Origin of the sequence: Kordiimonas sediminis, from assembly GCF_014656395.1 — a bacterium.
Taxonomy (GTDB): Bacteria; Pseudomonadota; Alphaproteobacteria; order Sphingomonadales; family Kordiimonadaceae; genus Kordiimonas_A; species Kordiimonas_A sediminis.
In genome coordinates, this window is the sequence record NZ_BNCI01000001.1 from 493,735 (window position 1) to 518,198 (window position 24,464).

The 24,464-nt window shown below is 50.2% G+C and carries 19 protein-coding genes; 4 read left to right on the forward strand and 15 right to left on the reverse strand.

The annotated features are described in order from the left end of the window. Positions 1-42 precede the first annotated feature (42 nt). From IE181_RS02295 to IE181_RS02305, 3 genes are all read right to left on the reverse strand, one after another. Entirely contained in the window at positions 43-1,137 is a 1,095-nt protein-coding gene (locus IE181_RS02295; protein ID WP_191249934.1) for an S-methyl thiohydantoin desulfurase family protein, read from the reverse strand. 21 nt (positions 1,138-1,158) lie between these two features. After that, positions 1,159-2,700, reverse strand: coding sequence for a hydantoinase/oxoprolinase N-terminal domain-containing protein (locus IE181_RS02300; RefSeq protein ID WP_191249935.1), 1,542 nt, complete (start codon positions 2,698-2,700; stop codon positions 1,159-1,161). Between the two features lie 223 nt (positions 2,701-2,923). Then, complete coding sequence (locus IE181_RS02305) at positions 2,924-5,659, reverse strand: LuxR C-terminal-related transcriptional regulator (protein ID WP_229819231.1); 2,736 nt, start codon at positions 5,657-5,659, stop codon at positions 2,924-2,926. A gap of 235 nt (positions 5,660-5,894) precedes the next feature. Between IE181_RS02305 and IE181_RS02310 the strand changes: the two genes are divergently transcribed. Together IE181_RS02310 and IE181_RS02315 are read left to right on the forward strand one after the other, a co-directional pair. Beyond that, entirely contained in the window at positions 5,895-6,857 is a 963-nt protein-coding gene (locus IE181_RS02310; protein ID WP_191249937.1) for a mechanosensitive ion channel family protein, read from the forward strand. After that, on the forward strand, positions 6,854-7,825 hold the full coding sequence (locus IE181_RS02315) for a zinc transporter ZntB (protein WP_191249938.1): 972 nt from the start codon (positions 6,854-6,856) through the stop codon (positions 7,823-7,825). Before IE181_RS02310 ends, IE181_RS02315 begins: the two co-directional genes overlap by 4 nt. Here IE181_RS02315 and IE181_RS02320 read toward each other — a convergent pair. The 3 genes from IE181_RS02320 to IE181_RS02330 form a co-directional block, all read right to left on the reverse strand. After that, a complete protein-coding gene (locus IE181_RS02320) occupies positions 7,822-9,459 on the reverse strand; it encodes a PAS domain-containing sensor histidine kinase (RefSeq protein ID WP_191249939.1) in 1,638 nt (545 codons plus the stop codon). The genes IE181_RS02315 and IE181_RS02320 overlap by 4 nt on opposite strands. 80 nt (positions 9,460-9,539) lie before the next feature. Then, positions 9,540-10,004 (reverse strand): Dps family protein, encoded by a 465-nt coding sequence (locus IE181_RS02325; RefSeq protein ID WP_191249940.1) that lies wholly within the window; start codon positions 10,002-10,004, stop codon positions 9,540-9,542. Positions 10,005-10,224: 220 nt separating this feature from the next. Beyond that, a complete protein-coding gene (locus IE181_RS02330; protein WP_191249941.1) occupies positions 10,225-11,079 on the reverse strand; it encodes a LysR family transcriptional regulator in 855 nt (284 codons plus the stop codon). Positions 11,080-11,196: 117 nt separating this feature from the next. On the opposite strand from IE181_RS02330, the gene IE181_RS02335 reads away from it, so the two are divergent. Continuing rightward, a complete protein-coding gene (locus IE181_RS02335; RefSeq protein WP_191249942.1) occupies positions 11,197-11,403 on the forward strand; it encodes a hypothetical protein in 207 nt (68 codons plus the stop codon). A gap of 120 nt (positions 11,404-11,523) precedes the next feature. On the opposite strand, the gene IE181_RS02340 is transcribed toward IE181_RS02335, so the two are convergent. Further along, positions 11,524-12,579: a succinylglutamate desuccinylase/aspartoacylase family protein gene (locus IE181_RS02340; protein WP_191249943.1), complete on the reverse strand. Its 1,056-nt coding sequence runs from the start codon at positions 12,577-12,579 to the stop codon at positions 11,524-11,526. Between the two features lie 145 nt (positions 12,580-12,724). Between IE181_RS02340 and rimK the strand changes: the two genes are divergently transcribed. Beyond that, entirely contained in the window at positions 12,725-14,125 is a 1,401-nt protein-coding gene (rimK, locus tag IE181_RS02345) for a 30S ribosomal protein S6--L-glutamate ligase (RefSeq protein WP_191249944.1), read from the forward strand. Between the two features lie 31 nt (positions 14,126-14,156). Here the strand turns inward: rimK and IE181_RS02350 are convergent, their stop codons facing one another. From IE181_RS02350 to IE181_RS02385, 8 genes are all read right to left on the reverse strand, one after another. Next, complete coding sequence (locus tag IE181_RS02350) at positions 14,157-15,272, reverse strand: DUF5700 domain-containing putative Zn-dependent protease (protein ID WP_191249945.1); 1,116 nt, start codon at positions 15,270-15,272, stop codon at positions 14,157-14,159. 114 nt (positions 15,273-15,386) lie between these two features. Beyond that, on the reverse strand, positions 15,387-16,718 hold the full coding sequence (locus IE181_RS02355) for an ATP-binding protein (protein ID WP_191249946.1): 1,332 nt from the start codon (positions 16,716-16,718) through the stop codon (positions 15,387-15,389). A 12-nt stretch (positions 16,719-16,730) separates the two neighbouring features. Then, complete coding sequence (locus IE181_RS02360) at positions 16,731-17,390, reverse strand: response regulator transcription factor (RefSeq protein WP_191249947.1); 660 nt, start codon at positions 17,388-17,390, stop codon at positions 16,731-16,733. 85 nt (positions 17,391-17,475) lie between these two features. Continuing rightward, positions 17,476-17,775, reverse strand: a complete 300-nt coding sequence (locus tag IE181_RS02365; protein WP_191249948.1) for a DUF3240 family protein — start codon at positions 17,773-17,775, stop codon at positions 17,476-17,478. A 15-nt stretch (positions 17,776-17,790) separates the two neighbouring features. Further along, positions 17,791-20,856 carry an efflux RND transporter permease subunit gene (locus tag IE181_RS02370; RefSeq protein ID WP_191249949.1) on the reverse strand — a complete coding sequence of 1,022 codons (3,066 nt, stop codon included), beginning with the start codon at positions 20,854-20,856 and terminating at the stop codon, positions 17,791-17,793. Continuing rightward, positions 20,856-21,974: an efflux RND transporter periplasmic adaptor subunit gene (locus IE181_RS02375; RefSeq protein ID WP_191249950.1), complete on the reverse strand. Its 1,119-nt coding sequence runs from the start codon at positions 21,972-21,974 to the stop codon at positions 20,856-20,858. Before IE181_RS02375 ends, IE181_RS02370 begins: the two co-directional genes overlap by 1 nt. Next, the gene (locus IE181_RS02380; protein ID WP_191249951.1) at positions 21,971-23,266 is read right to left on the reverse strand and encodes a TolC family protein; all 1,296 of its coding nucleotides are present in this window, start codon (positions 23,264-23,266) and stop codon (positions 21,971-21,973) included. Before IE181_RS02380 ends, IE181_RS02375 begins: the two co-directional genes overlap by 4 nt. 161 nt (positions 23,267-23,427) lie before the next feature. Beyond that, positions 23,428-24,312 carry a hypothetical protein gene (locus IE181_RS02385; protein ID WP_191249952.1) on the reverse strand — a complete coding sequence of 295 codons (885 nt, stop codon included), beginning with the start codon at positions 24,310-24,312 and terminating at the stop codon, positions 23,428-23,430. Between the last annotated feature and the right edge of the window lie 152 nt (positions 24,313-24,464).

The following is a 24,464-nucleotide window of genomic DNA, read 5'->3' on the forward strand; positions in this document are numbered from 1 at the left end:
CCCTGTTTACACGTGACGGTGCACGCACTTTGCTCTGTTTTTTTAAAGGTTATTCAAGTCTTCGATCGTGGTGAATGGCTCGTCGATGCCAAACGCCTGCGGTCCAAATACATCCAGCGATTCCGGAGTGCGCATGATGGCTGCGGCACTAACACCAATGACCTTGATCCGCTGACCATATTTCAGCCCTTCGGTTGTGATCGGCTCTGCTGTTTCCCGGTCAACCACACAAATAAGGTCAGGCACGAGGGTCATCGTCTTGTCGCCTTTTTTCGCGATAAGAAATTCATTCTGGAATAAAATGTTCATGGTTTCACCGGACCCGTCCAACGCCTCTACATCACAGTGTCCAATCGCAAATCCGCGCGTGGTTTCCCGGCGTATATCCGTGATCTTGCCGTCAAACAATACGGCACATTTATTGTAATATTCTGTCGTCCGTAAATAGGACAATAGCGACGCCACCGGATCACCGGATTCGCGGCCCGTGCGAATAGCGCGCCCAATTTCAAGCGCCAGTGTCAAGGTCCGGTGAACACCGTAAGCCTTCACATCCTTACCCGTCATGGGGTACACAGAAACAAGTGTCGACAACCCCATCTGAATGGCGACCGCCCGCACAAGATCTTCGGCCTGCTTGGCACCGTTTGCCTCAATAATCGCAGAATTCAAATGTTCGTCCACAATAGCAGCCGGGCATGGTTCAATACCGTAGACATTGAACGTCACCATCTGGATTTCCGGGAAAGCGCGGCCCATTCCGTCCGCATTGATCAGCGGTAGACCAGCACGGGCAGCCGCCAGAATTGGAATCATGGAATTCAGTCCACCGATTTCAATCGGCATAATATAATCCGGCGTCTTGCCTGTACGCTGTGACAACCGCTTCAGTGCAAGGTCGATATCCTCGCCGTTAGCCGCCTTTTCAATCAGCACGGTCGGCGCACCGAGCATTGCCGCTGTAAAGACAGTTGCATCATCAGGGACATCTTCGGGCTCTACTACTTCCGGCATGCCAAACTCGCCAATGGCTGCCTGTGCCAGAAGGCGCCCGATATAAGGATCACCCCCGCCACCGGTTCCCAAAAATGCGGCACCCCGTGCCAAATCTTCCATATCTGTTACTTGCAGTTTCATAGTCTTATCCTTGCCACCCGTTTATATCTTCAAATCGCCCGCTGCTTTTACGCGCAGCCTGACTGATCCACCCGGCACATAGGCAAGAGGGAGTTCTTCAAGATCAATAATTTCGACAGTTTCAGGGATTGCACCGCCGGCAATCGCATTGTCTTTGGCTTCTTGTTTCGCGGCTTCAATCGCCGCTTCCCGGCCCATATTTTCGTATGAATAGACCCGGTCCACTTCCCCGCCGATTTGGGCAATGGATGCACCGATCGCATTGGCAACACCAGCGTTCTCGGGGATGATAACCTCCGACGTACCTGCGATATCACGGTTAATCAGGACAGACCCGCCGCCCACAAGAATAAGCGGCATCTCCGCCGCACTTGTTTTCATTCTGTCCACACCGTCTGTAACGATGGCATGTATGACGTCAACCGCCTTGGCGACAAAGTCTGGTGCCAGATGCTGGACTTTCGATTTATCACCGAAGTCGGCATAGCCTGCCGCAACAGCAATATCGGACGATGTGACCGTGTCACCCCCGAAAACCAGCGCATCTTCAAGTAGCCGGTAGCCAACAGACTGTGGCCCGACCCGTACATCAGGGTCAGCTTCGACAATGGAACCACCGCCCAGCCCCAGCGCAAAAACATCCGGCATTCGGAAGTTGGTGCGTACACCGCCAATATCAACCGCGATGGAAGATTCGCGTGGGAACCCATTGGACAGCATGCCGATATCCGTTGTTGTACCGCCAATATCAGCCACCAGTGCATCCTTCGCACCCGACAGGTAAGCCGCGCCGCGCATGGAATTTGTCGGGCCGCTAGAGAATGTCAGGACAGGATATTTTTCCACCTGCGATGCCTGCATCAAAGTGCCGTCGTTCTGACTAATGTAAAAGGGAGCGGTAATATTCAAATCCGCAAGTGCAGACCGGAAAGAAGCAACAACATTTTTTGCCAGATCAGCAAGAGCCGCATTCATAATGCCTGCATTTTCCCGCTCCAATAGGCCAATGCGGCCCAAACGGCAGGATAAAGTGATCGCTACATCAGGAATTATGTCCTGAATGATCTCGGCGGCGCGTTCTTCCATTTCATTATTAACAGGCGAGAAAACCCCAGAGATAGAGACAGCGCGAATGCCTGCAACTTTCATCTCGCGGGCAGCGGCGATGATTGCGTCTTCATCAAGCTCGCTATTGATCCGACCATCATACTGATAACCACCCTTCACAAGGTAATGGCTGCCATAAACCGCGTCAGCAATATCTTTGGGCCAGTCGATCATCGGCGGCAGTGCACGGCTGGCAGGCAGCGCAAGACGCAATATACCCACATGCAACAATTCCCGGCGCTGAACAAATGCGTTGGTAAAGTGGGTTGTACCGATCATTACCGCCCGTACATCAGCCGGGGAAACCTCACCATCTTTCAGAATTTTTGTTATGGCATTTACAATGCCGTCGCTCACATTTTTGGTTGTCGGCATTTTACAGGCGGCAAGAACCTTTGCGCCATCCATCAACACTGCGTCTGTGTTGGTTCCACCAACGTCTACACCAATACGCATTACACTTCTCTTCCTGTTCCCGGTTAGTTGACTTGCACAAAGCAAGAAATCCTGAACCTAGTAAATTAGTGCATTCGATTAATTGCAAACGTACGAATGAGTAGGCGGCAGCTTTCTTGAGTAGGGGACGGAAAAAGGGTGGAAATTCTACACCTACCATTATTAGTAGGTGCGCAGTGCAATCATAGGGTTTTCAAGGGCTGAAAGAGCACGTTCGGTGCTGTTAATCATCCTGATGACGGTGTCTTGTATAATGACCAGCCGCCTCCATTCGATTTCTCGCACCGGTTTTGGCGTAAATATTTTTCAGATGATACCGTACTGCATGTGGGGTAACGTCTAGGACTCGGGCAATTTCCTTATCCGACAGCCCCGTGACAAGCTGCGCCAGCACCTCCTGTTCGCGCGGACTGAACTGCACGGGACTATCCCCAGCCGAGGCATAGTTTCCTTCTATCTCTTGCAGGTAGGTCAACAGCGGCTGCACATCAGAACGGTCGCCTGCTGCACTCAGGGCAGCACACAGACTGTCGGCTCTGCGTCCCAAAATGGTCGCAATCTGATATTGGGACGGACAGGGAACCCGCTCTGTAACAGCAGTCAGGTCACGGATAACATCCTCTATAGGCTCCGACGCCGCAAACAATCGCAACCGCCAGCAAAGTCCAACAACATAATTGCGCACGTTTCCTTGCTTTTGTGCTGCCGTGATGAAGGTATCCAGCACGTCCCTGCTGACTTGATTTCGTCCCTGCTTGACCAGAATACGGGCATGCGCAACCGCTAACGTTTCCTGCTCACGCCAGACCAAAGACTTGATCGTGTGATCCGCTCCCCAGTCTCTGTATATGTCCAAAGCTCTGTCGAGTTGTCCCAAATCCAGATAGGCAGAAACTCTAAGCGCCTGAACATACTGTTCCAGCAGTTCCAAGTCTTCGCGCCGGGTATGGTCAAGAACGGCTTGGAAAAAACGGTCCAGACCGTCCGTATCACCGGACGCAACCTTCGTCGCGACAACAGTCCGGTAACTGGCCATATAAATATCAAACCATGCTTCCCTGTTCTCAAGGGTTGCTGGCACCCGCTGTAAATGACGGCGCGCCGCAGCCAAATCCCCGATTTCGAGATGATATTCCGCCCATATAGCGTCCAGAATGCAGGCAAGCCCCACGTCTGCTGGAAAATTATCCCGCGCCATGGACGTTGCCTTGGCGTATTTCTTTTTAACCTCTGCCAGATTGCCTTCTGCCAGTGCAACCATGCCAGTGTGAATATAGATGAACAGCTCACCATAAAATGACTGCGCCAGCTGATATTCTTTGATCGCCTGAATGCTGGCCTGCTTCGACAGTTCAAACTGGCCAATTTGCTGCATGGACAAACAGTCAATGGTAATAATATAGCCGCGGATCGTGTGATCCTCTCCGGCATTTTCCAGTACGACCTTGACCGAGGTATGGGACAAATGCTGATGAAAAGGCAAACAACTATAGCCCAGCAATAATGTTTCCGTCAGATACCGGTCCGTCAGCAGCATTTTACCGCTACCGCCGGAACGGTCCTGGGTAAAACCACGGGATACAATCGATGCTTTTTCCTGAAAATGGCGTGCTGCGCGGATATGTCCCTTTTTCATTTCAATGATTGCACGGGCCAGAATCAGGCGCGGATAGGTGTCCAGAATGTCGGGCGACAATTTAGCCATCAAGCCTTCCAAACGGTCCATACCCTCATTGATCCAGATTTGCAGCCCTTTGACCCGCTCAACAAAATCACCTGCCAGCTGTTCATCACCGGCACGCCGGGCATGATCAATGGCACGATTGATTTCAGAGCGGTCAAAATACCACGATGCCGCCCTGATATGCAGATCGTTGAATCGTGACAGGTTTGTCGTAGCCAGTGATTTTTGCAGATATTCACGCAGTAGCGGGTGCAGTCGTCTTTCCTGCGCCCCTGCTTCCACCTCCGGGAACAGACTATCCAGCGCAGACAAAGAGGCCATTAAGGCATGGGTATCCTCCCGCTGCCGGAGATAGTTTCCTGCCTCTGGCGACACACGTTCAAGGATTGAAATATCTTCAAGGAACGCACGCTCTTCCTGTCCCAACCGGTCAAAAAGCTGTTCGCTGAAATAGGCTGCAGCCTGATCGCTCGCACCTGTAAAACGGTCAAGCTGTTTCTGCCGCTCGGAAGGGCTGTCAGTGCTGATGGATTTCAGCAACTGGATTACAACAGGCCAACCCGCCGTTCGGTCCGTAATCGACTGTGCTTCATCATCGCCAAGTGTATCCCCGAAGAACTTCTGCACTTCATCCGGTCCCATACGCAGCGTCTCAGCGTTGATCCGTTTCAGGTCACCCCCGATTTCCTGTCGCGACAGAGACAAGCCTGGATTCTGGCGACAAGCAATAATCAGATGCAGATTATCCGGCAGATTATCAAGCAGCCGTGCAACAACACGGTCTACGATTTCAGCTGGCGCACGCTCAAAATCATCCAGGATCAAAATTGAAGGCGTTTCACTGCGTTCAATGCCGCCGATGAAGGCATTCAATTCATAATTTACCTGATTGTCCCCTTTGAACTGTGGGGACAAAAGACCATGCGCAGACATATCCAGCCCCGCCACATGAAACGCAAAAGCCATATAAGCTATATAGTTTTCTGGGTCGTCGGCTTCCTCTGTCGATACCCAGGCAGTTTTATAGCCCTTTTCCCTAGCCTGCGCCGCCCAGTATGCCAGTAGAGTGCTTTTGCCAAAGCCGGCCGGAGCCTCAACCAGTGTCACCGGTTTCTGATAAATTTCGTCCAGTTGCGCGAGCAACATAGGGCGAAAAAATGCAAGGGATTTATACTTGGGCGGGGAAACCTTTGCCTTTAACAACCACGGGGCAATCTCTACAGCACGGCTGTCAGACACATCCTTACGATCAGTCGGTGATTGCGGGCCTGTCATACTCACGGTTGGTCCCTGTCTGGTAAAATACTGTCAACACACTGCAGATATGTACAGGACAAAAACCCACAAATCAAACGGGGACAACTAGATCATAGTCATAGAGCGAATATCGCAAAGAAAAGACGTACGGATTTTCATCAGTATATCTGCCGATAAGCCTTGATTTTAAACGTATTTTGATTGACTAACGGCAGAAATTTGCCACAGTCAGAGAAAAGAAGCGGAGCACCCTGTGAGTCTATTTTGGAAAACATTCGTAAGGCCCAAGGCATGGGTCGCCAAGCTATTGCTGCTGGTCCTGATCGCAGCCTTTGGAACGCTTGCCTATTTGGGCTACCTGAAACCGATTGTTGCCTTCCTTGATTCAGAAGACCTTACCTACGTTATTGGTAACTCCAGAATATCAGCCTATCTTGTCCTGAAAGGGCTGTTGACTGTTTCGATCGGCTTCTGGCTCGCTGGCTGGTTCACTGACTATACTGACGAGAAGATCAAATCTCTCAATCATGTTGGTACACGCAGCAAAGCTATTCTGGGCAAAGTGCTTCAGATCGTTATCTATTTCATCCTGTTCCTGATTATTCTGGATATTCTAGGGGTTGATCTTGCCACCTTGGGCATACTGGGCGGTGCCATCGGTATTGGTATCGGTTTTGGCCTGCAAAAAATCACCTCCAACTTTATCTCCGGTCTGATTTTACTGTTTGAAAACTCCATTGAAATTGGTGATTTGGTAGAATTACAGGACGGATTATTTGGTTTTGTCCGCCATACCAGTGCACGCTACACGCTGATTGAAACCTTTGACGGCAAAGAAGTCATGATACCGAACGAGGACTTTGTCACCAATCGGGTGGTAAACTGGACTTATACTAACAGCAACGGCCGTGTGGAAATCGCCGTTGGTGTCTCCTACAACTCCGATCTTGATCTGGTCCATAAACTGCTGATCGAAGCGGCGAAAGAACACCCGACCTGCATGGAAGACCCCGAACCCGTCTGCTATGTAGATCAGTTTGCTGACAGCTCTGTAAATTTCCTACTGTATTTCTGGGTAGCGGATGTGACCCTTGGACGGCGTGGTCCTAAAAGCGATGTCATGCGTACCATCTGGTATAAGTTCAAGGAAAACGGCGTTACCATACCATTCCCGCAACGGGATTTACATATGATCCCACCAGAGGAAAGAAAATGACCGGGTCTTTACTGTGTGCCTATGCCTTTACTGCTGATAACCAGCCACAATCCTGCGTTCCTGCCGAAGGCCTGAACGCACTTGCCAACAGCGGCAATACTTTCTGGGGTCACTTTGAGGTAGGGGAAACATCCGCACAGCTAATTAAAGACTTGCCCATCGCAGTACCAGATATCGCGATAACGGCGCTGATGGCTGATGATACGCGCCCCCGCATCACCAATTTCGGGGATAGTTTCCTCCTGAACCTGCGTGGTATTAATCTCAATGATCAGGCGGCGCCCGAAGATATGGTTTCTATCCGTTTATGGAGCGACGGCAAAAACCTGATCACCACCAGACGCCGCCGGCTGAAAGCTGTTGACGATCTGCGTGCTAGTTTTGAAGAGGGCACTGGTCCTAAATCCGTTAATGAATGCCTTGCGGATTTGATTGGTAATCTGGTCAACCGTATGGAGCCAACTGTCTTCCGCCTCGAGGAAGAACTGGAGGGGCTTGAAGAGCAGTTTCTTGATACCCCTGATGATCTTGACGCAGCCGAACTGACCGAACTAAGGCGCCGCGTTATCCTGTTGCGCCGTTATATGGTTCCGCAGCGCGAGGCACTGACTGGTCTGGTAACCGGCACAATCAGCTCCATACCGGCCCCTGACCGGGTCTTGATTAACGAAAGTCTGAACCGACTAAGCCTATATTTGGAGAATCTCGATGCGCTGAAAGAACGGGCACAATTAATCAAAGACGAGATTGCCGCCAAAGCTGCGGACCACATGAACCAAAATACCTATGTGCTCTCTATCATTGCGGCCGTGTTCCTGCCTCTTGGCTTCCTGACCGGACTTTTGGGCATTAATGTTGGCGGCATACCGGGCGCGGACAATACGGATGCATTCTGGATTTTCTGCGGCATCCTGATTGTGCTGGTTGCCTTGCAGGTAATTTTTTTCCGACGGAAGAAATGGTTTTAGTGACTATTTGCCTTCGGAAATTCCAGACAAAAGCGCGCGCCCCCTTCTTCGGCATTTTCGCACCAAATCCTGCCCTCCAGATGGGTCATGATTTTCTCTGCTGTCGCCAGCCCTAGCCCAAGACCTGGCTTTTGGACATTACTTTTAAGCCTTGTGAATGGCTGAAATATTTCTAACAGCGACTTTTTGGGAATGCCGGGGCCGTTATCCGTAATCGACAATATTCCTGAAACCGGCGTTTCTTCGATTTTACAGGAAATCTCCGGGGCGGTCTGTGCACCATATTTCAGAGCATTACTCAGAATATTTTGAATTACCTGAACCACAAAGCTTTCAGTCGCCATTATCTGACAGTCCGTATCGTCGGTATGAATTGTGACACCGGAAAGTTTATCCCCAACATTATGCAAGGCTTGTTTCAGCGACCCCTGCAGGGAAATAGGCAAAAGTGCACTATCATCTGGCAAACCGGCCTGAACGGACGCGTATGTATATAAGTCAGTGATCAGCTCAATCGAATGTTCTGATGTTTGTTTCAAAATATCAACCATCCCAAGCGCCCTGTCAGGACGGTCGTTCTTCAAATTCAATTCGATAGCTTCAGCAAGGGTCTGAACCCGTCCGATCGGATCACGCAGATCATGGGCGATAATACGCGCAAATGCATCCAACTCGCTATTACTGCGCTCAAGCGCGGCAGCAAATTTTTCCAGCTGCAGCTGCCCTTTCACGCGGGCACTGATATCAACGGCATTGACCAGAACGCCATCAACCCCATTAAAACTGATCGGGTTCAATGCCAGCTCCAGTGCGATCTTATGTCCAGACTTAGTAACGCCGTATACTTTACTGTCATTACCCATCACCATGGGCATAGGCGCCTTAGCATACCCTTCCACTAGTGAATGGTGATGCTCCCGACTACTGCGCGGCACCAACTGGCTAATGGATTCCTTCAGAAACTCTTCTTCTGAATATCCAAACATGTCGCATGCAGCGGCATTCACATACATGATCTGTTGATCATGTCCCACCACCAAAATAGCGCTTGCCATGCCCCCCAAAATAGTTGACTGGTTTTCCGAAGAGGCCCTCAAATCAGCATTAAGCGCGGATATTTCCTCGTTCTTTCGGTGTAGCAGTTCTTTAGCTTGCTCAAGAGACTTTTCCCGTGAACGTATCTCTGAACGCATCTGGATGTTGGTTTTTTCCTGCTCAGCCATCAGCGGTGTGATGTCATTGTGCGTACCCAACATTCTTATGGGCGTACCGTCTTCACGGCGAATGGCAATACCCCTACAGCGTATCCAGACAACAGAACCGTCCGCATGTCTGTAGCGCACAATCTGGTCATACGGGTGATCAGGGTTGTCAGCGTGCTTTTGGAAGTTATCAAGCGCCAACACTAAATCTTCCGGGAAAATCAGTTGCTGCCACTCATGGGCTTTATGCTCCTTGGTCGCAGGATCAATACCGAAGGTTTGCCAGAACTTCGGGCTCATCCATTCGTTTTCCGGGTCCTCAAGATCCCAAAACCAAATGCCGTCGATTGCTGCATTCTCGATAAAGGAGAAAATCCCAGCATCAGACTTCATCAAGTCCACTAATTCTTGTTGTAAATAATGCTGGCCCATGACCCCCTCCAGAACAGATGATGCAACCTATTCTGGAGAGATTAATAGATCGTTAACCGGATATATTTCTTGCTAAACCTTTAATTTTCCATCGAACGTAGCATCCACGCAGTTTTCTCATGGACCCGCATTCGGTCAGATAAGAGCCCGGCAGTTGATTCGTCATTCACTTTTTGTGCTGATGCCAGCATGGTTCTGCAGGATTTGGCAATATGTTCGTGGCCTACAAGAAGGGTAGAAATCATGTCCTCGGGATCAGGTACATTTGCCGTTTCCTTAATTGATGTCAGCTCGGCGAACTGTTTGTATGTACCGGGGGCCGCAAACCCCAGGCTGCGAATGCGTTCTGCAATTTCGTCAACCGCAAGCGCCAGTTCCGTATACTGCTCCTCAAACATCAAATGCAGTTCGCGGAATTGAGGTCCTGTGACATTCCAATGGAAAAAGTGTGACTGTAGATACAGTGTGTAGCTATCAGCTAGAAGGTGTTTTAGTCCCTGTGCAATCTCAACACGGTCAATTTTATCAATACCAATATCTACCATCTTTGTATCCTTTCGCTGTGGTCTAAAACCGGGTGTTGCCCTTTTTTGTCAGACCGACTGTTACCTCTGCCGCAGTCTATCTGATACTGCCTGCAGCGTGCAATCACTATCCCATGCGGCGCAATCTGTCGCGTGTTCATAAGATATTACATCCATGCAGTTCACTCTGCGCTTCAATCACACATACTGACAAGCGCCATAATGCCGCAGCAGGGTCTTTTTACCCAAGCCCCAGTGACTGCGCACATAGTGCAAGTCCTTTTCTGATCATCTGAGTAACTCTGTCGTCCAGTCCTTCTGGATACATGGCATAGGCCGGATAGTGAAACACAGGCGCATCTGCCACTTCGAACAGTAATTTATCTTCGATCAGTGCCTGCACACTGCGACGCGGGAAATAGGCCGCACCGCCCTGCTGCAGAAGATAATCGATACCCAGCGTCCCCAGATCAAGCGATACGGGCGGAATGCGTAAATCAGGGAAGTTCAAAGCATGCTCGGCCTGAAATTCAGGCCCCCAGTATGTCAGGAAATATTCCTCGCTGTAAGGGGTGATGACCCGCTCTTGATCAGACACAAGAATGATTTCCTCATCAAAAATTTTCTGTGCAACATATCCTGGGCGATACTGCGGACGATACATAACAATCAAATCATACGACCCACCAACCAGATATTCTGTCAGGTTCATCGGATTATTCATTTCAGCAACAATGGCAATGTCGGATGCCTGCCGCCGCATCCACACAAGCCAGGGTACCAGATAACTGTCCCAAAGGCTTACCTGCGCCCCTACACGCAACGTAAAACCGTGATCAGCAGAAACACCAACATCCATGCGAGCCTGTTCCCAACCACGCACAAGCGCGGTTGCATGCGGAACAAAACGGTGACCCGCGGGCGTTAGGAAAGCCCCTTTCTTCCCGCGCTCAAAGAGGACAACCCCTAACTGGTCTTCAAGTGTTTTAATACGCGTACTTACAGTTGACTGGGTCACACAAACCACATCTGCGGCACCAAGAAAGCTTCCGGTTTCAGCGGTTGCAAGAAATGTACGTAGTAAGGTGATATCCATGAGCTTTTCTATCTGTAATTTCAATATAAACTATCTAATATATTCGTTTTACAAATTCAAGAATAAGCAGCACTCTATGTTTACAGCCAGTAAGGCGTTTTAAACATGAGACAGATTATGAGCGATTATAACAATTTATCTGACCCGTACGATCGTGATGACTATTCTGATTGGATGACTGCCGATAACCATCGGCGCAATCAGCGCAGAAATCAGCGTGGAGATGCCGAGGACTATTCCGACAATCCATTTATGGGTCGGGCAAAATCTCGGAAGCAAGCACGCCGCTACCGGAACAGACGGGATGAATCTTTCGGTTTTTAACCTCTGAACGCTGCGAACTTACCTGAAAAAGCTATACGGCACCGGGTTCAATGCCAGCCCCCGGTGTCGTTTTCTACCCCTGCAGCACCGCGAGCCATCCCGGCGTCACGATTAATCCCCCTAGATTATCTCGTCTTCATCAAAAAGGGGCTCGCGGTGTAATCCTTCTTCCAATTCCTCCAGACTGACATGATCTGCGGTCTGTTTGGCGACTTTCGCCACGTGGAAGATCGCATCCCCTTCATGCACCATTGGTAAATTTGTCCGGCCAATAATGACGCCGGCCTCTGTGGCGTTGATCTCGGTCTCGACCTTGCCCATCGTGTCAGACAACAGACCAAGCAAATCACCTTTTTCCACCACATCGCCAAGAGACCGGTATGTTCTCAGTAGTCCACCTGCAGGCGAGCGCACCCAAAAACTGGAGGTCGACAGTATGGGGTTGATCTTATGTTTGGGTGCCTTGCTTTTCGGGATCATCTCAAGCGCGCGTAAAACCTTCATTACACCGCTGAAGCCAATTCTTACCGCAAATTCATCAAACCGGAGTGCTTCCCCTGCTTCAAAAAGAAGAATATCAACTTTTTTCTGGTGTGCGGCTTTCCTGAGCGAGCCTTCTTTCAGTGCTGACGTTAAAATCAGTGGTGCTTCGAACGCCTGTGCCAGTTTCATTGTATTCAGACTGGACGGTGTAACCCGGATCTGAGGTAAATTCTCGCGGTGTATAGCAGCCGAATGAATATCAATACCAACATCACAGCGCTCCACTACTTCTTTCATGAAAATATGCGCAAGACGACCGGCAAGCGACCCTGTCGTATTACCGGGAAAGCACCGGTTCAGGTCGCGCCTGTCAGGCAGGTACCTGCTATGGTTCGCAAACCCAAAGGAATTCACCACCGGAACCGCCAACAAGGTCCCGCGTAAGCCATCAATATTTTTCGTGTTCAAAAGGCGGCGAATAACCTCCACCCCAATGATCTCGTCCCCGTGGACTGCACCGCTGACAAACACCGTTGGCCCCGGACGTCGGCCATGAATAACATGGACCGGCAAGGAAATAGACGACAGATCATGGCTGGTGCTGACCGGTAGATGAACCGTCTTGCGGGTGCCCGGTTTGACGGATTCCGTACCAATTTTAAAAGCGTCTCTCGTTTTAGTCGTTTGCGTCATATTTGTGTCTCGCACCCTTATGAATATGCGGGAGTTTTTGGACATTAACAGGAAATCCTGTTACTTGATATTCCTTGGTGACATTCCTGCAGGTTTAATGCTATTGCCACCAATCTTTTTACAGATCACGTTCAGGGAAGTAAAGATGACAACAAATTCAGTAGGTTGGGAAGAATGGGTATCGTTGCCTTCACTGGGCATTCCTGCCCTGAAAGTTAAAACGGATACCGGCGCACGCACATCATCGCTGCATGCTTTTAACATTCAACCATTCGGCAGTGAAAAAAATCCCAAAGTCCGATTTGGCATTCACCCTATTCCAGAAAAACCGGAAATCGAGGTTTTTTGTTCGGCTCCCGTGATTGATAAACGTGAAGTAACCTCCTCCAACGGTCAAACCGAACTGCGCTATGTAATCAAGACGCCAATCACTCTGGGCGATCAGACATGGGACATCGAAGTCACCCTTGCTAACCGGGAAGGTATGTCCTACCGGATGCTTCTGGGGCGAACTGCACTTGAAGGTATTACCGTCAAACCTGACGAAAGCTTTTTGCAGCCGACACTTTCCTACGACCTGTATGCCAAACACAAAAAATCTGTGCCCATCAAAAGGCCGCTACGTATCGCCATTCTGACAAGGGCACCCTCTATTTATTCAACGCGGCGCCTGGTCGAAGCTGCAGAAGCCCATGATCATGAAGTTGAACTGATCGACACAAAACGCTGTTACCTGAATATTCAAAGCCATAGTCCCAACGTACATTACGACGGCAAACCACTGCCGTACTATGATGCGGTCATCCCGCGAATTGGGGCGTCGCTAACCTTCTACGGCATGGCAGTTGTCCGACAGTTTGAAGCCATGGGCACGTACTGCGTGAACACGGCAGATGCGATCGGCATGTCGCGGGATAAGCTGGCAGCACATCAGATTTTAGCCCGGCACCGCATTCCAATGCCAACAACGGCGTTTGCAAATTCGCCCAAGGACACCAACAGCCTGATTGATCTGGTTGGCGGTGCACCGACTGTCCTGAAGCTGCTGGAAAGCACGCAGGGCAAAGGCGTGGTGCTTGCAGAAACGAAAAAAGCTGCTTCTGCGGTGATCAGCGCCTTCCAGAATCTGGAAGCAAACTTCATTGCCCAGGAATTTGTGAAGGAAGCCGCAGGCTCAGACCTTCGGTGCTTTGTCGTCGGCAAGAAAGTCGTGGCATCCATGATGCGGGTAGCAGGTGACGATGACTTCCGGTCAAACCTGCATGCCGGTGGATCTGCGAAAAAAGTACGGATCACCAAGGAAGAACGCTCCCTTGCCCTCAAGGCTAGCAAAGCCATGGGGCTGAAGGTAGCCGGTGTTGACCTGATACGTGCAGAATCCGGCCCGAAAGTTTTGGAAATTAACAGTTCTCCAGGTCTTGAAGGCATTGAAAAGACATCTGGCATTGATGTGGCGGATGCTATTATCCAGCACATCGAAAATCACGTCATTACAAGTCCAATCGCTAAAGCCAAAAAACCCAAAAGCGGAAAAACCGTATCCTGAAGCCTCTAGGCTATCACGGCCAAATGTCCGCCTAAGACTTACAGGGTGTGAAATCCCGGTTGTTCAGATATTCAAGAACAGCCGGGCCAAATCCTTTGAACCGTGTATCCCTATCCGCCAGGCCCTGATATGTCAGCAACATGTCAGCCGGGTCATTTTTCATCAGGCATAAAAGGGTCTTGCTGTCCACATGGTTCACAACCGTGGCGAAAACGACGCGCCCAACACCGTACATCGGGGCGTCATACGCGCCGGACATACCTATCGTGTAAAGGTGCCGGTAGGTTTCTTCGTCCGGATTTGCCTGCATTTGACTGACCGCGATATTCAACAGATCAAAATTAATCGGCATCCGACGGTCATTGGTCTTTTTCTGGCGTAAATTCATCTGGCTGTAGGGGCCAGGCTTTTTAATCTGTTCAAAATCGACAATGGCTGTTGCGCTACCCTCTGTCATCATTTCAGTCAGAAATTTGTCAACCGAGCTACTGCCATCCGACGCATACATAAATTCTTTCTGGATCAGGTGATAGATTTCGTGTGCCGCCAGATATTTCAACCCAGACACATCCCCGCGCAGACACGGCAGATCGACAAAAAAAGCATCCGATCCGGACCACCCACCACAAGACGGCGTACCCAGTACCGGTACGGCACGGGCCGACACCTGTGCATCAGACGGACTGAACCTGCGCAGTGTCGGCATCATGGACTGGAACGTTACCCGGCGAACCTGTTGCAGATTTTCTGTAATCGCTTCCCGTTCGTCGACAATCTGATGAAAACGAAAATGGTTGGTCGCAGCTTTTTGACAGTTTGCCGCCGCCTGTCTTTCTTCAAAATAGGCATCAAAGGTAAAATACTCTCGAAACCGCTGATAATGACCCAGCATATCCTGCACAACGGGTGATGCCGCAACGGTATCACGGTCCAGTTCCTTGTTTGAACATACCTCTGCCAGAACTTCGTCCGCGAAAGACGTATCCATAACAATATCAATGGAAGCTGCTTCCGACTTTACTGGAGAAGCAAGAATGCCCGCAAAAGCTAGCACCACAACCCCTGCCGTCTGGAACTTTTGGCGCCAAAACCCATCTAGTGATAAACAGTGCTTGCTGCCAGCTGAGTGTCTAATATCTGCAGTCATTGTATCCCCCCGTCCGTTGCTACCCGCAAGGTAACTATACCCAAAGAAACAGTTCAGCAAAATGAATTCAATCACGGCAGCTACACTGCCCCAGTTGTAGGGAGCAGAAAGCGTCTATGACTGTGGCAGGGTAATTGTAACCTGCAAACCGCCCAACCGTTCTGATTTGGTGAAAGCAACCGAAGCATTATATAGGGTGGTAATTTCCTTAACAATTGAAAGGCCAATACCGTGACCGTCTGCAGATTCATCCAGTCTGGCACCCCGCCGTTCCATTGATGAAAACACCTGCGGGTTTGCGCCTGGACCATCATCATGAACCTCTATGACCGTACCGTCCCCTGACAAGCCTACAATGATCGCAACCTCTGCCTTGGCCCACTTGCAGGCGTTATCAAGAAGGTTCCCCATCAATTCTACCATATCGTGGCTATCGCCGGAGAATTCTGCCCCTTCGTCCATTTCAAGGGTAAAGACCAGATCACGCCGTGCATAAACCTTGCGGAGCATCTCAATCAGTGGTGTCAGTGTCTTGGCGATATTGACCTTTTGCCCCCGCGTCAGTGGGCCGATAATACGGGCCTTTCTAAGCTGACTTTCAACCTGATACTGAATAGCGGCGATGGCATCGCGCATCTCTTTTTTCTTTTCTTCTTCGATGTCCAGCGCGCCGGACGTCAACACATGTTCAAGCAGTGACAACGGTGTTTTCAGACTATGCGCCAAATTACCAATCGCATTGGAAGACCTGAGAATACGGTTGTCAGCCAGTTTCAGAAGCTGGTTAATCTCTGTCACAAGCGGCATGATCTCCACCGGGACATCCTCTGCCATCAGCTGCAGATCACCTTTGTTCAGTTTGGCCAGATCATCTTTGGTTTTTGTAAGCGGCGACAATCCGTGCGCAACGGCAAAACGCTGCATCAAACTAAGAAGAATAATTGCCGCAACTGATAACAAACTGATCAACAGCCCCAGCCATTTCAGGTTTTCAAAAATCGGGGAATAATCCTCCGATACGGCAATCTGCAGTGTTTCTTCATCAAATTCGTACCTGCCATTCAATAGCAAGAGCGACTGACCCGCAGGACCATCGACCAGCGACAAGGTGATTTCACCGTCACTGACAGGAAGCACTTCAATATCAAAATCCCCCATGGATTTCGACCGGATCGTCTGATCATGGATGGTTATCTCGTAATAATGCCCGGAATGATTTTGCAGAAAAACGGGGTCAATTTCGTTGGTCTGGACAGTGTACAGGCCTGTCGCGGTTTCCACGCTAAGTGCCTTCAGAAGTGTATTGGTGTCATGCTCCAGCCGGGTGCGGACAAACTCGGACCCAAAACTATTAAAGAAATAAACATTCAGCCCAATGATGAACAAATAAAACAGAACAGAGACGATAAGAATATTCGTCGTCAGGCGGTTTTTCAGACTGCGCATATCTGTTCTGTCCTATCCATTCAATAAATATCCCTGCCCCCGTTTGGTAGAGATACTGTCTTCAGGAAGTTTTTGGCGCAAACGGCGGATATATACTTCGATCACATTACTGTCTTTGTCAGAATCGTGATCATAGACCCGTTCCATCAGCGCAGTTTTTGAATGAATTTTGCCGGGATTCATCATCAGATACCGCAGAAGCTTAAATTCCGTGCCCGTTAATGCGTGCACAGCCCCCGTATCAAGAACCAGTTCCTGCGATTCCGGATCAAGGGAAAAACCGCGCTCAGATGTCAGTTTTTTAATCGGCCCATGGGACCGGCGCAGGATCGCATTCAAACGCTGGGTTAATTCTTCAAAGTGAAACGGCTTGGCCAGATAATCGTCCGCACCTGCCTGAAAGCCGGTCACTTTTTCTTCCCAGCTACTGCGGGCGGACAGAATAATTACTGGCGTATCCAGATGCGCTGCACGCCATGTTTTCAATACTTCAATGCCGTTTTTCTCCGGCAGGCCAATATCCAGAATAACGACATCATAGTCGATTTCCTGCCCCATATATTCGCCGTCGGTAGCAGAAGCGGTCAGATCCACGGCATAGCCGGCCTTGGTCAGGTCTTTCCGCAGATGCGGTCCCAGCTTCGGGTCATCCTCTACCAACAACAAACGCATAACCTGGCCCCAATGTTCTACCCATTCCTATAATGGATCAGACACTAAGACCACGCGGCGTGTGATTCCAGCGAAAACTGTTACGTTAGAAAGAACCAAATTCCAACACGGGCGAAATGGCATAAAAAATATTCGCGCCGGTATATTGGTCTTTCAAACTACTGATAACCCGTCTGGCTGCATCCTCACCTAGAATAATTTGCAGTTCGACCCTGCGGTCCCTGCCCATTACCTGATCCAGCGCAGAGGATTTATGCAGGGACGAGCCGTGACCCGACACCTGCTGGCTTTTAAAACCATCAACATCAGCGCTTTCCAGCAACCAGTCGACAATCGCCTCTTCAAGGCCAACAGATACATTAAGCGATAATAAAACAGTCGTCATACTTAGTGGCTCCTACTACTCTGCTTTGAACCCGAAGGACCGATAAAGAATGGGCAACAGGATTAGTGTCAACACTGTTGACGTGAAAAGCCCGCCAATCACCACAATCGCCAGCGGACGCTGAATTTCCGATCCGGGACCCGTAGCAAACAACAGCGGTATCAACCCAAATGCTGCGATGCTTGCCGTCATCAAAACCGGGCGCAGTCGCCTGCGTGCCCCCGTAAGGATCACATCAATCATGGCCATACCCGTCTCTTTAAGCTGGTTAAAGTAGGACATCATCACAACACCGTTCAGAACTGCGATCCCGAGCAGGGCAATAAAGCCCACGGACGCTGGTACTGATAAATACTCCCCGGATGCCCACAATGCGATGATACCGCCGGTCATGGCAAAAGGAATGTTGGACAAAACCAGAAGTGCCTGACGAACCGATCCAAACGTGGAGAACAACAAAAGGAAAATCAGACCAAGAGCAACCGGTACAACCAGCCCCAGCCTTTTCGCAGCACGCTGCTGGTTTTCAAACTGGCCGCCCCATTCAATATAGTATCCACTTGGCAGGGCGATCTGTGCATCAACCGCCGCACGGGCTTCATCAACAAAGCCAACAAGGTCACGGTTTTTAACATTACCAATCACAACTACCATGCGGGACCCTTTTTCCCGCTTGATAGACACGGGGCCTTCCACCTGTTCAATGCTGGCGATCTGGCCAATTGGAACGCTTTCGCCCGTCGGCAGCACAATGGACTGGGCCTTAAAGAGCGCAGGGTTATCTTTCAAATCCTGTGCGCCGCGCACCAGAAGCGGTGTCCGGCGAATACCTTCATAGACGGTACCGACGGTAATACCTTCGACCTGTGCCCGCAGTGCCAGGGAAACATCCTCAACATTCAGACCAAGGCGTCCAATTTCCGTACGGTTCAGCATCAGTTGCAAATACTGGGCGCCTTCGTTCGCCGGCTTATAGACATTACCTGCACCGTCAATACCGTTCAAAAGATCAATCACCTGTTCTCCAAGCTGGTTCAGGACATCCTGATCTTCACCAAAAAGCTTGATGGCAATATCGCCGCGAACTCCGGTCAGCATTTCTGACACGCGCATATCAATCGGCTGGGTGATATTGAAGGCTGCCCCCGGCAAATCTGCCAGAACCTCGGTAATCTTCTCGATCAGCTCTTCCTTCGTATCAACCGACCATTCATCCTGAGGCTTTAGAACCAGAAATCCATCTGTTTCATTCAGCCCCATTGGGTCAAGGCCCAGTTCATCGGACCCGGCACGGGAAACATATCCTGTAATCTCGGGGATACGGTCCATCAGAATTCGCTGATGAGTCATGTCAATTTCCAGCGACTGATCAAGCGTGATGGACGGCAGCTTTTCTGCCTGCAGGATTATATCGCCTTCATCAATCACAGGCATGAATGTTTTGCCGACATTTGCGTAGGTGAATCCGGCAACCAACAGCAAAACAGCAGACCCCACGGCGACTGGCTTTGTATTATCCAGTGACCACATCAGCATGGGCTGATAACGGCGCTGCAACCAGCTAACCAGTCGGGTTTCTTCGTGATCCAGATTAAACTTCAGGAACGACGCAATCACCGGAATAACGGTCAGGGACAACAAAAGCGATGCCGACAGGGCAAAGACAATTGTCATGGCAACGGGAACAAACAGTTTTCCTTCCAACCCCTGCAGCGACAAGAGCGGCAGGAAAACGATAATGATGATTGTAATCCCCGATGTGACAGGCACGGATACTTCGCTCACGGCCCGGTAAATCAAATGCAGGCGTGTATGATTGCTGTTTTTATAGCGCGCCAGATAGGTCACAATATTTTCCACAACAACAACAGCAGCATCAACCAGCATACCAATGGCAATGGCAAGACCACCCAGGCTCATCAGGTTTGCTGACATATCAAACTGGCGCATCATAATAAACGTACTAAGAGCCGCCAGCGGCAAGATAGCCGCAACAGAGAGAGCAGCACGCATATCCCCAAGGAAGATCACCAACAGCACCAACACCAGAACAATCGCTTCCAGAAGTGCTTTGGAAACCGATGTAATCGCTTTGTCAATCAGGGTACTGCGATCATAGAAGATATGCAGGCTTATGCCTTCCGGCAGGCTGGGTTCAATTGATTCCAGTATCTCCCGGCTACCACGGACAACATCCTGTGCATTGGCGCCGCGCAGGCCCAGAACAAGGCCCTGTACCGTTTCCCCTTTGCCTGCTTCGGTTACACCGCCGTAACGGGTGATCGCACCCAGGGTAACTGTGGCCACATCGCGCACAAGGACGGGTTCCACCGGATGACTTTTGACAATAATATCACCAACATCAGCCAGCGTTTCAATGGCGCCACCTGTGCGTACCAGCAACACTTCTTCACCGTCATTCAGGCGCCCGGCACCGTCATTCTGGTTATTGGCCTCCAGTGCCGCGATCAAGTCCGTCAGCGGAATCTGGTTGGCCATCAGGGCTTTCATGTCCGGGATCACTTCAAAACTGCGAACATGTCCGCCAAGAGCGTTCACATCTGCAACACCAGGGACAGTTCTAAGGGCAGGACGAATAACCCAGTCCAGAAGCGACCGTTTCTCCATCAGGGACAAAGTATCCCCGTCAATAGAGAACATGAACATTTCACCAAGCGGGGTTGTCATCGGGGCAATACCGCCGGTCACACCTGCTGGCATATCTTCCATGATCGCACTCAGGCGTTCATTGACCTGCTGACGCGCCCAGTAAATGTCCGTACCTTCTTCGAAATCAATCGTAATATCGGTCAGGGCATATTTAGTGATCGACCGCAAAATGCTCTGTTTCGGCAGACCCAGCATTTCCACTTCAACCGGTGCCGTAATACGGGTTTCCACCTCTTCCGGTGTCATGCCCGGTGCCTTCAGAATAACCTTCACCTGTGTAGTCGACACATCAGGAAAAGCATCAATCGGTGTATCCTGAACCGCAATCCAGCCACCCCCTGTTATCAGGGCAGCGAACAAAAGAATGATCAGGCGCTGTACCAGCGAGAACTGAATAAGGCGTTTTAACATTATTCCTCGCTCCCCAGACCTTGGACCATACCTTTCAGCACAGCAATACCCGTTACAGCAACGTCCATGGACGCCGTAATATCTCCGGTAATGCCGTAGAAGTCTGGCTCTTCACTTATCAGCGTGACTGGCTGAACAGAGAAGCCTGCGGCGGTTTTAACGAACACATAATGCTTGCCCGCTTCCTTGATAACAGCCTGGCGCGGTACTTTCAGCGTATGCCGTGCATCACCTGCAAGCGCAATGGACGCCGCCGTAAACTGGCCTGGGATAAGCTTTTCAGTGCCTTCCCGGATCTCAGCAGTCACAAGAATACCCTGATCGGCACCGTGGATCATACGTCCAACCGACAGAACCTTGCCTGCGATCTGTTCTTTGACAAGCCGAACTACAGCACCGGTGGCAATTAAAGGACGCATGTCGGCCGGCACATGAATACGCACCCACAAGGCATCCATCTGCCCCAGCGTATAGAGCGCCTCACCTTCCGTGACATTATCGCCCACGTCCGCCGTCTGTGTCAGGATTTCACCCGCAAACGGCGCTTTCAGCGACAGCGTTTTATGAAAAGCATCCCCTGTGGCCAGTGCCTTAAGTCCTGCATCCGTTAGCCCCTGTAATTTCAGGGAGGTTTCAGCCTGCCGCAGTTTATTCGCGGCCTGATCGCGTTCCAACTGCGCATCCAGACGGCGTTTTTCAGAGATAATGCCCTCTTCAAACAGTTTCAAATCCCGCTGGAAATTGATTTCACTGGCGCGAAACGCACTTACGGCATCCAGATACAGACGCTGTTCCTCCAAAAATTCCGGGCTGGCAATTTCGGCCAGAACATCCCCTGCGTCGACCCGCATACCTTCAAGCGCGGACATGGATGTGACCACCCCCGCATGCAGCGGCGATATTGCTGACACCTGATTATTGGCGATCGAAATTTCTGCCGGATAAGCAGGGCTGAAAATCGTTGTATCAACTGATGGAGCTGCAGTCGTTATATTGTGGGTCCGCATTTGATCGGCCGATATCTGCAAAATAGTCTCTTCAGCCTGAAGGCCAGCGGCTGGCAAAAGAAAAAAGCCCGCAAGCGACGCTACTGAAACGATGTTAGAAAAACGGTTCATTGTGGAAGTACTCCTTTGGCCTGATTGTGTCGCGCAACCGCAAGGCCGCATTCCAATTTTTGGATTTCATACTGACGAATAGATTCAAGGTGAGTTTCCTGCACCCGCAGGAAATCAATTAGACTGTACTCACCAAGCTCATACGCTTTTTTACCAGAAGACTGGGCGGTCTCTGACGCTGCCCAGTGTGCTTTGGCTGCTTTTTCCTGAAGGTCACAGGTTTGCAGTTCGTGCTCTACCTCATGAAACAAGAGCGCCTGTTCTCGTTCCGCCAGCTTTAGATCACGTTCAGCAACTGCAAGCGCGCTCGCGGCTTCCGCGCGCTCCCTAGCATTATAATCGCGCCCCCCTATCGGGATGGACACACCTACATTCACGGTATTGCTGGCAGACACACCATATTCGCTTCTGGAGCGTTTCACACCCAAAGACACTGTCGGGGCCGTTGCCCATTTTTTGTTAACGGCAGTTGCCTCAGCCCGCTGCACTTCTGCCACCTGGCGAGCGTAGGCAACAGGCGGCGTGTCCTGCCCTGCAGGAACCGTTGCAACCGTCTCACTGCTTACCGGGGGCATTACATCAAGACCAGTGAAGGAACGATAGGCCAAAAGGCTGTCCACCAGTTCTTTTTCTGCTTCCTTGATGGCCATTTGCTTTTCCAGAAGCGTTTGATTTACAAGCAAAAGTTCCTGTTTGGAACGTTCCCCAAGTGCCACAGATCGCTCCACCTGATTTTTGAAGGAAACAACCATATCCAGTTCTTTCTCTGCCAGACGGTATGACTGATCAGTCATTTTTATCTGCCACAGAAGTTCGCGAACCTGTCCTGCAACATACCAGCGCAGACGGACACGATATTGTTCGGCTTGCTCCCTGCTCGACGAGGCGGCAATTCGGGAATATTTCTTTTGCCCTGGCATCCACACAGGCGCTGATAAAATACCTTCGTATTCCCGCTGCCCAATGTCAGACGCAAAACTATCATTCTCATAGCGCAGGGAAAGTTCCGGTGACCCGGCAAAAAGCTTCGATGCCTGTGCCTTATAGGCATCCCCTTTGGCATCAAGGGCCTTTGCCATATGCTGCTCTGGAACGTGGTCAAAAACCAGATCAATCACAGCGCCCATGGTCAGGGTTTTATCAACGGTTACCTGTGCGTGATCAGGTGCATGCAATTCATCATGTTGCGATACCGAATCTGTGGCCGCCATGACGTTACCGGCCATTAATGCAGCGCCTACACATAGCGCCAAAGGACTAATCCAAAATGTTTTCAAATGAAATTTGTACATTTGTCTCTCCATAATTAAGGAGAGATGTAACGACGCAACCTGAAACGAACCTGAAAACATAGACTTTTTTGATGCTCAGGCTGCCTGCGTTCCTTAGGCCAGAGACACACGCGCTAAAGATAGATTACATGCAGTGGGTATTATACTGGTTTATCTGACGATCAATCAGGCTCTGCAATAGAGGTCAGCAAAGCGGCAGCTTCTTTGGATAAAGATGCACGAGATGCAGCCAGATATATATCCAAATCCGGGAATCGCATCAAAATTGCTTTCTCTGGCCCTTCCCGCCAGACAGGCAACCGCTGTGCTGCTTGCAGATCATCCTGGTGCAAGATAAAAACCTGGGTGCGCAACCGGTTAAAAAGATGGATATCCTTCTCAAGTATGAGATTGGAAATCTGAATAACCCGATTAACCGGAAAACCCATTGTCTGCAGCATACCGCACTGTGCCGTATTAAATTCACAGGACGCAACAATGTTACCTTTTAAAATATTGATCGGTTTCAAGTCCTCAACCGACAAGGCAGCATCACCAATCAGATAATAATCCATGCTTTCTATTTTCTTAAGCCATATATACTCGGTCTCGCGCTCCTTTGTACGAATAAGCGCATTGACCAGCGTATTTCTGCCGTCTCCTGCCTCCCGCATGATCCGTGTCCAGGGTAGGTACCGCACTCTGTACCGCAGGCCCACCCGGTCCAGATACTCTTGAGAGAATTTTAAAAACCTCGCAACCTGCTGAATGTTCTTTGAATCCGGGGTGACTATAACCGAGTGATCTACATAGAGATCAAAAACCGGGGGATCTTGATCTATAGGGGCCTTACCGCCCAAGCTTGAAGTATTCGTCGCCCCCTCGGGGCTAGTACCATCAGATGCCTGTCTGCCCGCAGGATGGTCTGGCATGATTCGCTGCCCTGTTGCAGAGGGTGATGTAACGACCTCCTTGCCGTGCATGGCACTCGCAACTGCGGCCCCACCGAAGGAACCTACCGCCAAAAGCCCGGCGAAAACCATTATGAGTTTCACAAAATTCGACACAAAATCCACCGCCCACAATCATAAGAGGTATTTCTTAGTGTACACCTACGTCTATAGACCTAAATCTTGCCCTTAGATAAACTAAAACTATTTAGTTAATAAAGACTTTCGTCCATACCTTGCCTATATTTGTGTAAAATATACATAAAATC

What these genes read in the sequence shown, in the direction of transcription:
- IE181_RS02295 (WP_191249934.1), bottom strand. Translation starts at nt 1,137, where the DNA reads ATGAAACTGCAAGTAACAGATATGGAAGATTTGGCACGGGGTGCCGCA.
- IE181_RS02300 (WP_191249935.1), bottom strand. Translation starts at nt 2,700, where the DNA reads ATGCGTATTGGTGTAGACGTTGGTGGAACCAACACAGACGCAGTGTTG.
- IE181_RS02305 (WP_229819231.1), bottom strand. Translation starts at nt 5,659, where the DNA reads ATGACAGGCCCGCAATCACCGACTGATCGTAAGGATGTGTCTGACAGC.
- IE181_RS02315 (WP_191249938.1), top strand. Translation starts at nt 6,854, where the DNA reads ATGACCGGGTCTTTACTGTGTGCCTATGCCTTTACTGCTGATAACCAG.
- IE181_RS02320 (WP_191249939.1), bottom strand. Translation starts at nt 9,459, where the DNA reads ATGGGCCAGCATTATTTACAACAAGAATTAGTGGACTTGATGAAGTCT.
- IE181_RS02325 (WP_191249940.1), bottom strand. Translation starts at nt 10,004, where the DNA reads ATGGTAGATATTGGTATTGATAAAATTGACCGTGTTGAGATTGCACAG.
- IE181_RS02330 (WP_191249941.1), bottom strand. Translation starts at nt 11,079, where the DNA reads ATGGATATCACCTTACTACGTACATTTCTTGCAACCGCTGAAACCGGA.
- IE181_RS02335 (WP_191249942.1), top strand. Translation starts at nt 11,197, where the DNA reads ATGAGCGATTATAACAATTTATCTGACCCGTACGATCGTGATGACTAT.
- IE181_RS02340 (WP_191249943.1), bottom strand. Translation starts at nt 12,579, where the DNA reads ATGACGCAAACGACTAAAACGAGAGACGCTTTTAAAATTGGTACGGAA.
- rimK (WP_191249944.1), top strand. Translation starts at nt 12,725, where the DNA reads ATGACAACAAATTCAGTAGGTTGGGAAGAATGGGTATCGTTGCCTTCA.
- IE181_RS02350 (WP_191249945.1), bottom strand. Translation starts at nt 15,272, where the DNA reads ATGACTGCAGATATTAGACACTCAGCTGGCAGCAAGCACTGTTTATCA.
- IE181_RS02355 (WP_191249946.1), bottom strand. Translation starts at nt 16,718, where the DNA reads ATGCGCAGTCTGAAAAACCGCCTGACGACGAATATTCTTATCGTCTCT.
- IE181_RS02360 (WP_191249947.1), bottom strand. Translation starts at nt 17,390, where the DNA reads ATGCGTTTGTTGTTGGTAGAGGATGACCCGAAGCTGGGACCGCATCTG.
- IE181_RS02365 (WP_191249948.1), bottom strand. Translation starts at nt 17,775, where the DNA reads ATGACGACTGTTTTATTATCGCTTAATGTATCTGTTGGCCTTGAAGAG.
- IE181_RS02370 (WP_191249949.1), bottom strand. Translation starts at nt 20,856, where the DNA reads ATGTTAAAACGCCTTATTCAGTTCTCGCTGGTACAGCGCCTGATCATT.
- IE181_RS02375 (WP_191249950.1), bottom strand. Translation starts at nt 21,974, where the DNA reads ATGAACCGTTTTTCTAACATCGTTTCAGTAGCGTCGCTTGCGGGCTTT.
- IE181_RS02380 (WP_191249951.1), bottom strand. Translation starts at nt 23,266, where the DNA reads ATGTACAAATTTCATTTGAAAACATTTTGGATTAGTCCTTTGGCGCTA.